The organism is Sorangium sp. So ce302 (assembly GCF_051530145.1).
Lineage (GTDB): Bacteria > Myxococcota_A > Polyangia > Polyangiales > Polyangiaceae > Sorangium > Sorangium cellulosum_B.
In genome coordinates this window covers 3,694,887-3,709,350 of record NZ_CP150326.1, presented here as the reverse complement: position 1 = coordinate 3,709,350, position 14,464 = coordinate 3,694,887, and the positions used below count along the sequence as shown (strand labels likewise).

The 14,464-nt window shown below is 72.9% G+C and carries 12 protein-coding genes and 1 tRNA gene; 12 read left to right on the top strand and 1 reads right to left on the bottom strand.

What is annotated here, in order from left to right:
- Positions 1-6: 6 nt before the first annotated feature.
- The 11 genes from WME73_RS14250 to cyaY all read left to right on the top strand — a co-directional run bounded on the left by WME73_RS14250 (position 7) and on the right by cyaY (position 10,135).
- On the top strand, positions 7-1,221 hold the full coding sequence (locus tag WME73_RS14250; protein WP_437916036.1) for a hypothetical protein: 1,215 nt from the start codon (positions 7-9) through the stop codon (positions 1,219-1,221).
- Positions 1,218-2,483, top strand: a complete 1,266-nt coding sequence (locus tag WME73_RS14245) for a hypothetical protein (protein ID WP_437916035.1) — start codon at positions 1,218-1,220, stop codon at positions 2,481-2,483. Before WME73_RS14250 ends, WME73_RS14245 begins: the two co-directional genes overlap by 4 nt.
- Before the next feature lie 11 nt (positions 2,484-2,494).
- Positions 2,495-3,079 carry a hypothetical protein gene (locus WME73_RS14240; protein WP_012235188.1) on the top strand — a complete coding sequence of 195 codons (585 nt, stop codon included), beginning with the start codon at positions 2,495-2,497 and terminating at the stop codon, positions 3,077-3,079.
- Between the two features lie 141 nt (positions 3,080-3,220).
- On the top strand, positions 3,221-3,922 hold the full coding sequence (locus WME73_RS14235; RefSeq protein ID WP_437745998.1) for a winged helix-turn-helix domain-containing protein: 702 nt from the start codon (positions 3,221-3,223) through the stop codon (positions 3,920-3,922).
- 3 nt (positions 3,923-3,925) lie between these two features.
- The gene (locus WME73_RS14230) at positions 3,926-5,302 is read left to right on the top strand and encodes a histidine kinase dimerization/phospho-acceptor domain-containing protein (RefSeq protein WP_437745997.1); all 1,377 of its coding nucleotides are present in this window, start codon (positions 3,926-3,928) and stop codon (positions 5,300-5,302) included.
- Between the two features lie 291 nt (positions 5,303-5,593).
- The gene (gene uppS / locus WME73_RS14225; protein WP_437745996.1) at positions 5,594-6,334 is read left to right on the top strand and encodes a polyprenyl diphosphate synthase; all 741 of its coding nucleotides are present in this window, start codon (positions 5,594-5,596) and stop codon (positions 6,332-6,334) included.
- A 112-nt stretch (positions 6,335-6,446) separates the two neighbouring features.
- Positions 6,447-6,520, top strand: a tRNA-Arg gene (locus tag WME73_RS14220).
- Between the two features lie 64 nt (positions 6,521-6,584).
- On the top strand, positions 6,585-6,866 hold the full coding sequence (locus tag WME73_RS14215) for a hypothetical protein (protein ID WP_012235184.1): 282 nt from the start codon (positions 6,585-6,587) through the stop codon (positions 6,864-6,866).
- Positions 6,867-6,966: 100 nt separating this feature from the next.
- Positions 6,967-8,256 (top strand): phosphonoacetate hydrolase, encoded by a 1,290-nt coding sequence (gene phnA / locus WME73_RS14210; protein ID WP_437916034.1) that lies wholly within the window; start codon positions 6,967-6,969, stop codon positions 8,254-8,256.
- A gap of 34 nt (positions 8,257-8,290) precedes the next feature.
- Positions 8,291-9,739: a phosphonoacetaldehyde dehydrogenase gene (gene phnY, locus WME73_RS14205; protein ID WP_437745994.1), complete on the top strand. Its 1,449-nt coding sequence runs from the start codon at positions 8,291-8,293 to the stop codon at positions 9,737-9,739.
- Between the two features lie 57 nt (positions 9,740-9,796).
- Positions 9,797-10,135, top strand: coding sequence for an iron donor protein CyaY (cyaY, locus tag WME73_RS14200; RefSeq protein WP_437745993.1), 339 nt, complete (start codon positions 9,797-9,799; stop codon positions 10,133-10,135).
- Between the two features lie 27 nt (positions 10,136-10,162).
- Here cyaY and WME73_RS14195 read toward each other — a convergent pair whose 3' ends face one another.
- Positions 10,163-11,716, bottom strand: coding sequence for a hypothetical protein (locus tag WME73_RS14195; protein ID WP_437916033.1), 1,554 nt, complete (start codon positions 11,714-11,716; stop codon positions 10,163-10,165).
- A gap of 431 nt (positions 11,717-12,147) precedes the next feature.
- Here WME73_RS14195 and WME73_RS14190 point away from each other — a divergent pair, with 431 nt between their 5' ends.
- Positions 12,148-14,355: a pseudouridine synthase gene (locus WME73_RS14190; protein WP_437745991.1), complete on the top strand. Its 2,208-nt coding sequence runs from the start codon at positions 12,148-12,150 to the stop codon at positions 14,353-14,355.
- The last annotated feature ends 109 nt before the right edge of the window (positions 14,356-14,464 follow it).

Here is a 14,464-nt window from a genome sequence, read left to right as displayed (position 1 = left end):
CCTGTCGTGCGTCTCAGCTCCTACGCCCGCTCGCCCCTGACACGGCGCCGTCTGCACAGGATCGCGCTCCCCTGCGCGTTGCTCGCCGCGCTGACGGGCACGATGACGGCGGTGCTCGCCGATGGCGACGCCCCTGCGCCCGCGATCTCGCGGGTCGGCCGTCTCCTCGTGCCCACGGCCGTCGCGGCGCCCGCCGATCCCTCCTCTCCACCCAGCGTCGCGATCGTCGCGACGCCTCCGGGGGCGGCCCGGACCACGCTCCACATCGCGCCGATCGGCGGAGCCAAGGCCGGTCCCGCGCTCGCCACGCTCCGGCACCTGAGCGACGCCGTGGTCCGCGCCCGCGTCGTCCCGCGAACGCGGCTCGTGGTCGCGACCGCCGAGACGAGCCCGTCCAGCGACCGCTCGTTCAACGCGAGCCTCTTCCGGATCCAGCCGGGCGCAGAGCCCGTCGCGCTCTGCGACGGCGTGGTCCACGCGAGCCGCCCGCTCGTCACCGCCGAGGGGCGCGTCTTCGTCTCACGCGGCGTCGCCGGCCCGGAGCCGCAGCCCGACAACGACCCCGCGCAGCTCCGGGTCGACGCGCTCACCATCGACGAGGTCGACCTCGCCACCGGCGCGATCCGCACCGTGCACCGACACACCGGCCACCTCGCCTTCCTCGCCGGCGCGTGGAACGGCGAGCTCGTCCTCTACCGCGTCTCCCCGGCGTCGGCCGACATCGTCCTCGTGGACCCCGACTCCGGCGCGACGCGGGCGATCGCCCCGTCGATCCCGCCGTTCGCGCGCGATTTCTCGATCGACGCCGCGGCGGGCGCGCTCGTGTTCCAGGAGCGGCACGAGACCGACCCTGGCATGTGGGTCATCGATCGGATCGATCTCGCCCGGGGCAAGCGCACCCGGCTCGAGGCGAGCGCGAGCCACGGCCTCGCCCCGTACGCCTGGCCGGGCGGCGGGCTCGCGTACACGCCCGAGCGCGCCACCGGCTTGTTCGTCGTCGGCGCGCGCGCCACGGTCCGCAGCCCGCTCGGCCCCGGCATCGACGCCATCCAGGCCGTCTCGCAGGACGCGGCGTGGGTGGCGGCGCTGCACACGAACCCGTCCGCGTTCGCCGTCCCCTTCGCGATCCGGGTGGAGAGCGGCGAGGTCGCCGCGATCCCTGCGCCACCCGGAGCGCGCATCGCGGTCGCCGGCTTCACCGCCGCGAAGGAGGAGCCGTGACGGGCCGCCTTCTCCTGATCCCGGCGGCGCTCTCCGCGGCCGCGCTGGTCGCGCCGGCCGCGCGCGCCGCGTACTGCCCCTGCTTCACCGCGTCGAGCGCGTACAACGATCGCGGCTGCGCGATCGAGGCCGTGCCCGGGATCAACCCCTCCGTCGCGGAGTGGAACGCCATCTTCGACCGCGTCTCGCGGGGCCCCGAGGCCTGGGGCGAGGCCGGCCCGCCGGCCTTCAACCTCGGTCAGGGCTGCGACCTGCCCGAGGCGCGGCGCGACGTTCCCGCCACGTTCCCCTGCGAGCTGCTCAAGGCGATCGCCATGCAGGAGTCGGGGTGGCAGCAGTTCTGCGCGCCGGACCGGCCCATGGACCAGACGGGGGAGAGCTCGCGGACGATCATCTCCTTCGATTGCGGCTACGGCGCCTCGCAGATCACGAGCGGCATGCGGAGCGGCGACAGCCCGGATTTCGATCCGCGCCGCGTGGCCGCGGAGCCGACCTACAACGCGGCCACCGGCACCCAGATCCTGGCCTCGAAGTGGAGGGCCACGCGCTGCGTCGGCGACCGGCAACCCGCGTTCATCGAGCACTGGTACAGCGCCGTGTGGGCCTACAACGGGCTCGCGTACGTCAACAACCCGAACAACCCCAACTACGACGCGGGCCGCGGCGTCTACGACCCGGCTATCGGCGGCGCCGTTCCGTACCAGGAGCGGGTGTTCGGCTGGATGGAGCACACCGCGGGGCGCTGGGAGAGGACCGAGGTCGCCTACCCTGACCTGGGCGAGATCGGCGGCACAGGCGCGCCGCCCGCGCTCTCCGATCCCCGCTGCGCGTCGCCGACGGACTGCACGCGCAAACGTCCCCTCCATCTCACGCGCTGCGCGGACGACGGTGGCGAGACGGGCGGCGGCGGCGCAGGCGGGAGCGGCGGCGCAGGCGGCGCAGGCGGGAGCGGCGGTGAAGGCGGGAGCGGCGGTGAAGGCGGCGGCACGGGCGGCAGCGGCGGCACAGGCGGGAGCGGCGGCGACGCCGGTGACGCCGGCGGCGCGCCCATCACGACCGCAGGCCACGGAGGCGCTGGAGCCCCGCTGGGCAACGACGACGACCACGACGACGAGACGACGGTCGGCATCTACGGCCGATGCTCCTGCGACGCGCCCGGGAACGGCGCGGCCGCAGGTGCGGCGTCCTGGCTCTCGCTCGGCGCCGGGGCGCTCGCGATCGCATGGCGCCGGAGGCTTCCGAGGCGACGCCGCGCCGACTAACCTCGCCATCCATGCCGCCTCCGCTGGGATCCGAGCACATCGCGGCGTGGGCTGCCCGGCGCGGCCTCGCCTTCACCGCGCGCCCCGACGAGGCCTGGTTCCGCCGCTGGGAGCCCTACGACACGATCGCGCCGCCCTCCGCGTACCTCTCCGCGTGCACGTGGACGGCGAACCCCGGGCACGCGGTGATCGCCGAGCCCTGGTACGCCGAGGGCGAAGCCGAGCCCCTCGAGCGGACGCTGCTCGGCTTCGCGGCGCACCCGGCGCTCCAGCGCCGCGCCTCGATGCGCGTCGGCGAGCATTTCCTGACGCGCGTCGCCTTCATCGAGAGCGCTCCCCCGCCCCGGGTCACCCTCGACGATGCGCTCTGGGACGCCCACGTGACGACCTTCGCCGCCTCCCAGCGCGAGGCCGCCGGCGCGTTCCATCCGCGGCTGCGCAAGCTCCTCGCCCGCCGCGGTTTCCAGGGGCACCTCGAGCTCCGCCCTGGCGGCCTCGTGGTCCACTGCGCCGGCCTGCGGCCCGTCCCGGAGCACTACGAGCGGCTGCTCGGCGTCGTGCGCGAGCTCGTCAACGCGGCGATCCCGCACGCCTGAGCGCGCACGAACGCGGCGATCGCGACGCCCGCGAGCCCCCGCAGGGGCGGGGCCGGCCAGGTCCGCTGACCAGCCCCGCTGACCAGCCCCGCCGACCAGCCCTGTCGACGCGTCCGCCGCGCCGTTCTAGGCTCACCGACCATGGCCAAGGTCCTGGTCGTCGAGGATGAGCCGGCCATCGCCGAGTCGATCGCCTACTTCCTGCGCCGCGACGGGTTCGCGGCCACCGTCACCACCACGCTCGCGGCCGCGGAGCGGGAGATCGACAAGGCCGACCTCATCATCCTCGATCTCATGCTCCCCGACGGCAGCGGCTTCGACCTGATCGGCCAGGCGCGGCGGAGCGCGGCGCGCGCCGCGATCATCGTCCTGTCGAGCCGCGACAGCGAGGCCGACCGCGTCGCCGCGCTCGAGACCGGCGCCGACGACTACGTGACCAAGCCGTTCTCCCCCCGGGAGATCGTGGCGCGGGTGCGGGCCGTCCTGCGCCGCGCCGCGCGGCCCTCGCCGTCCGCCGCCGCGTCCGCGCCGCTGCCGCTCGTGGTCGACGAGGCCACGCGGCGCGCGTACGTGAGCGGCCAGAAGGTCGACCTCACCCGCGTCGAGTTCGATCTGCTCGCCTGCATGCTCGCCGCGCCGGGCAGGGTCTTCACGCGCGCGCAGCTCATCGATCGCGTCTGGGGCGACGGGTTCGCGATCACCGACCGGACCATCGACTCGCACGTGAAGGGGCTCCGGAAGAAGGTCGTCGAGGCCGGCGGCGACGCCGACCTCATCGAGACGGTGCGCGGCGTCGGCTACCGCGTCGCGGACAAGCCGGGCCCCGCGGAAGGCGGCGGTTGACGCGTGCTGCGCCTCGTCGTCACCGCGGCGGCGGCGGTCTCGCTCATCCTGCTCGTCGCGCTGTTCGCCTCGCGCCTCGTCCGCGCCCGGACGGCGGGGATGAGCATCCGGATGCAGATCTTCATCGCGCTCGGCGGCATCGTCGGCGCGTTTGCGTTCGGGCTCGGGCTGCTCGTCATCGATCGCATCGAGGCGCGCGCGACGCTGCTCGCCGAGGGCAGCGCGCGCGACGAGGCGGCCGCGTTCGCCGCCGTGGCCGCGATGGAGATGGAGGTGCGCGGCGTCGATCTCGCGGCGGTGCGCGCGCTCGACGGCGAGGCCGAGGGCCCGACCGCCCAGAGCATCGCGCTGCTCGATCCCGAGGGCCGCGTGCTCCGGGCGCGCGGCGCCTCGCCGGGCGAGCCCGGGACCGTCTTCGTGACCGCGCCCATCCAGGTCCGCGGCCAGCGCGTCGGCAGCGTGCAGGTCGTGAAGCCGACCATCGTGGTGCAGCGGATGGTCGCCGACTTCGCCCCGCCAATCCTCGTGCTCAGCACGGTGCTCGGCGCCGCGGCGGCGATCTCGTCGTTCCTGATCGGCCGCACCATCGCGACGCCGATCGAGGCGCTCACCGAGTTTGCGGTGCGCGTGAGCGAGGGCGAGGTGCGCGCGGCGACGCCGCCGGCGCAGGGCCGCGAGGTCCAGCGGCTGACGCGCGCCATCGACTCGATGCGGCGCCAGATCGAGGGCCGCCCCTTCGTCGAGACGTTCGCCGCGGATCTCTCGCATGAGCTCAAGAACCCCGTCGCCGCGATCCGCGCGAGCGCCGAGGTGCTCTCCGAGGGCGCGCTCGACGACGCCGAGGAGGCCGCCCGCTTCGTCGCGCGCATCCGCGAGGCGACCACGCGGATCGAGGCGCTCCTCGGGGAGCTGCTGTCGCTCGCGCGCCTCGAGGCGCGCGGCGTGGAGCACGCCGCTGTGGTCGACCTGGTCGCGATCGCAGAGGCCGCCGCGGCGCGGGCGCGAGAGCGCGGCAGCCGCGTCGAGCTCGACGCGCCGAGCTCGGCGACGGTGCGCGGCGACGAGCAGTGGCTCTCGCGCGCCGTCGACAACCTGCTCGACAACGCGCACACGCACGGCGACGCCGCGGCCCCCGTCCAGATCGCCGTGTCTCGCGTGGGCGGACAGGTCGCGATCTCGATCCGCAACCGCGGCGAGATCGGGCGGCACGTCGCGGGCCGCCTTTTCCGCCGTTTCGTGACGACCCGCGCCGACCGGGGCGGCACCGGCCTGGGCCTCGCGATCGTCAAGGCGATCGCCGAGGCCCACAGCGGCTCGGCCGAGTGCACCCACCGCGGGCCGCCCGAGGTCGAGTTCAAGCTCTCGCTGCCGGGGGCCTGATCCTGTGAAAGGATGAGCTCTCTCGCCATGCCGCTCCTCCCGGCGACCCTTTTGGTTTCCGGGAGGTTTCCTCGGTTTGACAGCGCACCGGATCGGTGGTGCGAAGGCGCGGCGGTGGTCTTCGGGCGAGCGAGCGCGTGCCAAAGAGCTCGCGCACCCGTCAGCGGCCAGAGCGCCTTGAGCTCTCCCGCGCCATCCTCCACAGAACCTCCACGATCGCACCACCGTCGGCCCCCCTGCCGCGCTCATGCTCGGCGCAGAGTCCGTCGTCGTCCCCACCCAGGAAAGCCCATGACGTCCAGCAATCTCCCCAAGCACGTCGCGATCATCCTCGATGGCAATGGCCGCTGGGCGGCGGCGCGGGGGCTCCCCCGCATGCGGGGGCACCAGCACGGGGCGCAGGCCGTGCGCACCTCGGTGCGCGCTTGCCGCGATCGCGGCATCCCGTACCTCACGCTCTACGCGTTCAGCGTGGCGAACTGGTCGAGGCCCAAGGACGAGATCGACGCGCTGATGCGCATCTGCCAGGAGTTCGCCGAGGGGGAGCACGACGAGCTGATCCGTCGAGGGATCGCGGTTCAGGTGGTCGGCGATCTCGAGGACATCCCGACGCCGACGCGGCGCGCGATGGAGAAGCTCGTGGAGGACACCGCCGGGGGCACCGAGATGACCCTGGCGCTCGCGCTGAGCTACGGCGGTCGCCGCGACATGGCGAACGCCATGCGCGCGCTCGCGGTCCGCGCGCGGGCCGGGCTGGTCATCCCGGAGGAGATCAACGAGAAGTCGCTCCGGAACTTCCTGACGACCAGCGCGATGCCGGATCCCGATCTCATCATCCGCACCGGCGGAGAGAAGCGCCTCAGCGACTTTCTGCTCTTCGAGGCCGCGTACGCGGAGCTGTTCTTCACCGACACGCTCTGGCCCGATTTCACGGAGGCGACCTTCGACGAGGCGGTCGCGACCTACAGCCGGCGACAGCGGCGTTACGGCCGGACCGGCGAGCAGGTCCGCCGCCTGGCCGCGTCGACCTGACCGGACGTCGCCGGGGCGCTCGCCGCGCCCACGGCGCTGGCGACGCTCGTAACGCTCGTAACGCTCGATTCCGCGTCCGCGATGCAGTACGAGAGATGCGCTTGTCGTCCAAGCGCCCGTAGCTCAGCTGGATAGAGCAGCGGCCTTCTAAGCCGCGGGTCGCAGGTTCGAATCCTGCCGGGCGTGCCGAACGTCCTCGGTGCGTCGCTTGACGGTGCTGCCCGGCGCGGACCACCATGTCCCTGACGCCATGGACAAGAGGGTCGTGCTCGTGCTGGGCGGTCTGGTGCTGGGCGCGGCCGTCGCGCTCGCGGCGGGGCGGGTTCGCGCCCAGGGGCTCACGCCGAGCGTCCCCGCGCCGCGGTGGGAGCAGGACTGCGAGCAGGCGCACGGCGTGGACGAGGCCCGCGCCATCGCGAAGGCGCGGGGCGAGGGCGGCTGGGAGCTCGTGGCGCTCGACGCCGGTGTGATGTGCTTCAAGCGGCCGGTCCCGGCGCCTCCGAAGCCGGCCGATCCCTGGCCGGGCTACTGACGCACCGCCGCTCCCCTGCCCGCCGTTCGAGGCGGAGGAGCGCCCGAGGCGGCGCAGCGACGGCCCTTCTCGGCCGGCGCGCTGCGTGTCAGCGTTCGGCATGATCGAACTCGGCGACCGGCGCTATGCGCTGCCCGCGCGCAAGACGGTGGTGTTCTGCGTCGACGGGTGCGGGCCGGAGTACCTCGACCAGGCGCTCGCGGACGGGCTGATGCCGCGGCTCGCGGGCACGCTCGCCGCCGGCGGCCTGTACGTGCGCGGTCGAGGCCAGGTCCCGAGCTTCACGAACCCGAACAACGTGTCGATTGTCACCGGCCAGCCGGCGCGCGTGCACGGCATCTCGGGCAACTATTACCTCGACGCCGCCACGGGGGAGGAGGTGCCGATGAACGATCCTCGGTTCCTGCGCGTCCCGACGCTCTTCGAGAAGATGGAGCAGGCGGGCGTCAGGACCCTCTGCGTCACGGCCAAGGACAAGCTCCGCGCGCTCCTCGGCGCCTGCCGCGAGGGGGGCCCTCGCCCGATCTCGCTGTCGGCGGAGAAGGCGCACGAGCAGGCCATCCCGGAGCACGGGATCGGCTCGATCACCGCCGCGGTCGGCCGCGAGAACCCGTCGATCTACGACTGGGACATCTCCCACTACGCCATGGAGATGGGCCTCGCGCTGCACGAGCGGCTCTCGGCCACGCTGCTCTACGTGTCGCTGACCGACTACGTGCAGCACAAGGAGCCGCCGCGCGGGCCGATGTCCGATCGGTTCTACGCCCGCTTCGACGCCCTCTTCGGCGAGTACCTCGACGCCGGCTTCGTCTGCGGCATCACCGCGGATCACGGCATGAACGACAAGACCACGCAGGACGGCTCACCGAACGTGCGCTACCTGGACGACGCGCTGCGCGAGGCCGGCCTCTCGGGCTTCCGCGTGCTCCTGCCGATCACCGACCCGTACGTCGTGCACCACGGCGCGCTCGGGTCGTACGCCACCGTGTACCTCGGCGCGCCGGACGACGGCGCGCGCGCCGCGCAGGTCCTCGAGCGGCTCCCGGGCGTGGAGCTCGTCCTGACCCGGGAGGAGGCCGCGCGGCGCTTCGCGCTGCCGCCGGATCGGATCGGCGACCTCGTCGTCCTCGGCGATCGGAGCACGGTGCTCGGCAAGAGCGCGGCCTACCACGACCTCTCCGCCGTGCAGCGCGGGCTCAGGTCCCACGGCGGCCTGCACGAGGCGGAGGTGCCGATCCTCGCGAGCCACCCGCTCCGGCCCGGGGAGCGCGCCTGGCTCCTCGGCGCGGAGGCAGCCGACGCCGACGCCGCGCGGGGCCGGCCGAGCGCGCTGTCGAACGCGGACGTCTTCGATCTGGTGCTCAACCGACTCTCGACCGCCATGGCCTAGCGCCGACGATCGAGCGCCTGAAGGGGGGACAGGGATGGGCTCGATGCTCTCAATCGATCGACCAGCGTTCCATTTTCCGTGCCTGATCGGGGGAAGACCGGTGAACCGGGACGAGGTCATCCTCGTGCGCTACCCGTTCACGGGGGAGGTGATCGGCAGCGTGCCGAGGCTCGACGAGGGGGCGGTGCTGGAGGCGCTCGCGAGCGCCTCCTCCGGCCCGCCGCGGCTCTCTCGCCACGAGCGCAGCGAGATCCTGCTCCGCGCCGCGGCGCACATCGAGGCGCAGGCGGGGGCGGTGGCGCGGCTCATCACGTGGGAGAGCGGGCTCTGCCTCAAGGACACGGCCTATGAGGTGCGGCGCGCGCTCGACGTGCTCCGCTTCTCCGCGTACGAAGCGCTCCGCGACGACGGCCAGTGCCTCGCGTTCGACATCTCGGCGAACGGCAAGCCCCGGCGGGGGTACACGCTGCGCGAGCCGCTCCGCCTGGTGACGGCGATCACCCCGTTCAACCACCCGCTCAACCAGGTCGCCCACAAGGTCGCGCCGAGCGTCGCGAGCGGCAGCTCCATGGTGCTCAAGCCGTCGGAGAAGACGCCCCTCTCCGCGATCTACCTCGCGGCCGTGCTGCACGAGTCGGGGCTGCCGCCCGGCATGCTCAGCGTCGTGACCGGCGATCCGGCGGAGATCGGGCGCGCGCTCGTGACCCACCCGGCCGTGGAGCTCGTGAGCTTCACCGGCGGGGTCGAGATCGGCAAGCGCATCGCCGGCCTGCTCGGCTACCGGCGCGCGGTGCTCGAGCTCGGCGGCAACGACCCGCTCATCGTGCTCGACGACGCCGATCTCGACGAGGCCGTGCGGCTCGCGGCGTACGGCTGTTACAGGAACTCGGGGCAGCGCTGCTCGGCGGTGAAGCGGCTCATCGTGAGCGAGCGCGTCGCCGACGAGTTCGCCGGCCGCCTCGCCGCCGCGTCGGCGCAGATCAAGGTGGGCGATCCGCTCGATCCGGCGACCGACATGGGGACGGTGATCTCCGAGGCCGCGGCGCGGCAGCTCGAGGCGGCGGCCGAGGACACGCTCGCGCGCGGCGCCCGGCTGCTGTTCGGAAACGAGCGCCGCGGGGCCCTGTACGGCCCCACCGTGATGGATCATGTCCCGCGGGACGCCCCCTCCGTGCAGCACGAGACCTTCGGCCCGCACGCGCCCATCCTGCGGGTGAGGGACATCGACGAGGCGATCGCGGTGGCGAACGGGACGAGCTACGGCCTCTCCGCCGGCGTCTGCACGAACGACCTGGGGCGCGTCCACAGGCTCGTGCGGGAGCTCCGCTGCGGCACGGTGAACGTGCGCGAGGTGCCGGGGTACCGGTCCGAGCTGTCGCCGTTCGGGGGGATCAAGGACAGCGGCATCGGGATCAAGGAGGGCGTCGTCGAGGCGATGAAGGCGATGACCAACGTGAAGCTCTACACGGTCCCCTGGGAGTGAGGGGGCGCCGGCGCTTCCCCGTACCGCCTCGGCGCGCGCCGTTGTAAGCGGATCGGCATGAGCGGAGAGCCCCTATCGGAGCGAGAGTTCGACGACGTGGCCGATCGGTCGCTGCGCGCGCTGGATCGAGCGATCAACGAGATCCCCGACGGCGTCGAGGCCGACCTGCAGAGCGGCATCCTCACCCTGGAGTTCGAGGACGGCATCAAGTACGTCATCAACAGCCACCGCGCGGCGCGGCAGATCTGGATGGCCGCCGAGCGGGCCGCGTGGCACTTCGACTACCGGCCGTCCGAGGACCGCTGGGTGGCCCAGAAGTCGGGCGAAGAGCTCTGGAGCACGCTCGATGCCGTGCTGTCCCGGAAGCTCGGCCGCGCCGTGAAGCTCGCTCGCTGAGCCGCGCGGTCCGCGGCGCGAGGTGCATCACAGGGCGAAGCGGATGCCGAGCCCTCCGAGCAGGCCCGTCACGGAGGCGCCGACCCGGAGGTCGAACGCGACGCGGTCCCACGGGCGAAGCGCGAGCCCTATCTCGGGCAGGACGAGCCACGGATAGACGAGCGGCCGCAGGCCTTGAGGCCGCCCCTTGGGACGGGTGAACCAGCTCGGCTCGACATAGCCTGGGTAGTGATCCGCGTCGTAATCGAGCTCGTTGCAGTACCGGAAGCTCCCGATCGGATTGTTGGGTCCGCGGCATTTCACATAGCGGTACGGGTCCCCCGGCACGAAGGAGCCCGGGTCGCCAGGCACCGCGTCGCCGGGATATGCCTGGGTCCGGTAGAGGTCGCCCGTGAACGTCCAGCCCACGCCAAGGCCGGCCCCGACGCGGAAGGCGAACAGCTCGTCTCGATCGAGCGGGATGTTCCAGACCAGGCGGACCCCCGCCTGGAGCGCCTGGAGATCGCTCTCGACGATCTCGTAGTCGGTGTCCGGGTGCCCCTTCGGCTTGAACGGCGCCTCGTCCATCCAGAAGCGCGCGTAGGCGACCGAGAAGACGAGATCGAACCGCCGCCCGAGCCGCGTGGACAGCGAGATGTCTCCGCCGGGGACGAGGACGTCCCGCCCCCCTTCCCCGAGGAGCCCGAACATGAGCTGAGGGATGAAGAAGCCCTGGAAGCCTGCGCCGAGCCACACGTCGCGCTGCCTGCGCGGGCTGGGCGGCGTGGGCTCGGGCATCTCGACGGCGGGCTTCGGCCTCTCGTCGGGGCCCGTCGCGACGCGCGGCTTCTTCGCGACCGGCTTCTCGGCGGCGCGAGGCGGCTTCTTCGCGACCGGCTTCTCGGCGGCGCGAGGCGGCTTCTTCTCCGGCGGCTTCTTCGCGACCGGCTTCTTCGCGACCGGCTTCTTCGCGACCGGCTTCTCCGGCGGCTTCTCCGGTGGCTTCTTCGCGACCGGCTTCTCCGGCGGCTTCTTCCCCCCGGGCTTCGGCTTGAGGCGCAGCTTGATCTCGCGCCGCTGCTTCTCCTTCAGCGTGATCTTCTGCGACGTCTCCTCGTGGCCCTCGGCCCTGGCGACGATCACCAGCACCTCGCCCGGATCGAACCGGTGCGGCGCCGACGGCTCGCTGATCACCTCCCCGTCGATCTCGACCACCAGCCCCTCGTACGGCTCCGCCGGCGTGACGACGAGCGTCGGGATGCGCGCATCGAGCTGAGCTGCCTTCTTCTTGGCCGATGTGATGGCCGCGACATCCCGCGCGTTGTAGCCGGGCGCCTTCTTCTCGCTCGCGACCTTGTGATAGATCTCGCTGGCCTTCAGCAGCTCGCCTTGCTTGACGTAGCAGTCGGCGAGCGGAACCGCCGAGCTCGGGCGATGCCGCTGGCTCTCGGCGGACTCGAGCAGCGGGATCGCCCGCTTGCAGAAGCCGCCTCTGGCTGCGTTCATGCCCTGGTTCGCCTCCTTGTCGCCGGGTCCGGCGAACACCGGAGGGGCGAGCAGCACAGCCAGGAGGCCGAAGAGAGAAGCGATCGGAAGACGCAAGAGGCGCTCAGTCTACCACTGCCCCCCGCGAGGCGCGCGGGACGGACCGGGCGCTGCGACGCTACGACCGCGGATGTCGCGAACGGCGCGGCCCGAGGTAAGGAGCAGCGCCAGGGATCGCCCACATTGGCCCCTGCGTTGCCTGGCGGCTGGCTCGACGGAGCGAGCGGGGCCTGGACCGCTCACCGTCCGGGCAGATAGCGCAGACCCCGGCGAAAGCGCGGGATCTCGTCAGGATCCAAGAGCGCTCCCCGGCGCGCCGAGCGCCGCAGACGAAAAGCTCGACGGATTCCGCTTTACACCTTCGACGCTGGCCGAGAGCCCCTGTAAGCTCCCCCGGAATGGCTTCCGGCGCAGGTATCGAAGGACCGCACGGGCTGGGCGAGAGCACCAGCGCAGAGGGATCGGGCGGCGGTGTTTTGTCCGGGCCCGTGCGACGCACATTGAAGGCAGGCGAGATCCCGAACACGCTGATCGAGTGCACGCACTCGGTCGAGTGCGCGGGCTGTCCGCTCATCGCGGGTGATTACGCGGAGCAGCTCGGCACCAAGCGTGCTCGGGTCGTGTCCGCAGCCGCGCACTACCCATCACTCGGGCTGCTCCAGACGAGCTCGGTCATCCCGGCCGATCCGATCACCGGCTATCGCGGTCGAGCCAAGCTCATCGTCGCCCCCTCCGGCGCGATCGGGCTGTACGGCCGCACGGGACATCACGAGGTCGTCGACATCCCGGGCTGCCGGGTCCTCACCCCGGCCCTCGCCGCGGTCACCTCGCGGCTGCGCGAGCTGATCGCGTCGCCGCCGCCGGAGGTCCGGCCGCTGCTCCTCCCGTACGACCCGGCGAGGGGCGGCGTGCTCCGCGCCCTCGATCTGCGCGAGGTCCACCTCGCGCCCGGGACGCCGCTCTTCGCGGAGGCGGGAGCGACAGAGGACAACCCGGCGTTCGTGCTGGTCACGTTCGTCCTGCAGCGCGAGCGCGCGTGCACGCGCGACGAGCTGCGGGAGGCCGGCCGCGCCATCCGCCCGATGCTCCCGCGCGTCATCGGCGTCGCGGCGAACTTCCACGACGCGGAGGCGCCGCAGATCCTCGGGCCCGAGACGATCGTGCTCGACGGCGCCGCGCACGCGGAGGACCGGATCGGGCAGACCTACCACATCGCCGCGTTCGGCTCGTTCGTGCAGGCGCACCGCGCGCAGGCCGCGCGCGTGCACGCCCTCCTGCTCCGCGAGATCGCGTCGCTCGAGAACGACGGGCCCGTCATCGAGGGAGAGGCCGCGCTCGGCCCCGCCTCCCGGCGCAAGGAGCCGCCGCGCATCCTGGATCTGTACGGCGGCTCGGGCGCGATCTCGCTCGCCCTCGCGCAGGGCGGCAATCGGGTCCTCATGGTCGAGTCCTTCGCGCCCGCGGCGGCGAACGCCCGCGCCGCGGCCGAGGCCCAGGGCCTCAGCCAGCGCGTGGAGGTGCGCACCGGCGACGTCGCGGAGATCGTCAGCTCCCTCGTCCACAGCTCGGAGAAGTTCGACGGCATCGTGGTCAACCCGCCGCGCCGCGGCGTCTCCCCGACGGCGCGCGAGGCGATCGCGCGCCTCGGCGCGCCGCTGCTCGTCTACGTCTCGTGTGATCCCGACACGCTCGCGCGCGACCTCGATCACTTCTGCCGCCTCGGGTACTCGTCGACGGAGCTCACGCCGCTCGACATGATCCCGCTCACGGAGGAGATCGAGACGATCGCCGCGCTCCGCCGGACGCCCCCGCCCGCGCCGAAGGTCATCTACGACGACGACGGCGTGCTGGTCGTCGAGAAGGGCCCCCACGAGCCGGTGGCCACGCAGCCGGAGTACCTCGGCTCGCTGCTCGCCCGGTGCGCCCGCATCCCGGGCAGCACGACGACGCCCATCATCGTGCACCCGCTGGATCCGGGCACGAGCGGCCTGGTCATGCTCGCGCGGAGCGAGGAGGCGGCCGCGCGCTGGGGCGAGGCGCTCGCGAAGACGGGGCGCCTCATCTACCTCGCCGCGGCCAAGGGCGTCACGCCGGGCAAGGGCGCGATCACCCGCGATCTCCGTGAAGGGACGCGCACGTACACGGCGCGCACGCGGTACCGCCGCCTCGCGGTCGCCTCGGGCCACTCGATCCTCCGCGTCATCCCGGACGGCGGGCGCACGCACCAGATCCGGCGGCACCTCGCCGCGATCGGGCACCCGATCCTCGGCGACGAGCGCTACGGTCACGTGCCCACGAACCGGTACTTCGAGGAGAAGCACGGGCTCGATCGCTCGTTCGTGCACCTCGTGCGCATCGAGATCGAGCACCCCCGCACCGGGGTGAAGATGATCATCGAGTCGACGCTGCCCGGCGATCTGCGCTCCGCGCTGGAGCGCTCGACCGGCCCCTCGGTCCTCCGCTTCCTCGAGCAGAAGCACGCCCTCGGCGAGCAGCGCGCCGTGCCCGTCCTGACGACCGCGAGCGACGAGCCCGCGCCGAGCAGCAGGATGATCCCGCTCCGCCCCGAGGACGCGGAGTCCGCGCCTCCTCCCTCCATCCGCAGCCCCGGGCCCATTTCGATCCGCGTCCCGGATCTGGACGAGTCGCCCCGGACCATCCGGCACCCCATCATCTCGACCGGCGACGAGGACTGAGCGGCGCGCGCCGCCACTCGGCCACCCCGGCGAGGCGGGTCCGCTCCTGTGCCCGACCCGCCCACCTTGGTGCGATGCGCTGCGAGCGGATCTGGTAGGCTTACCGGCC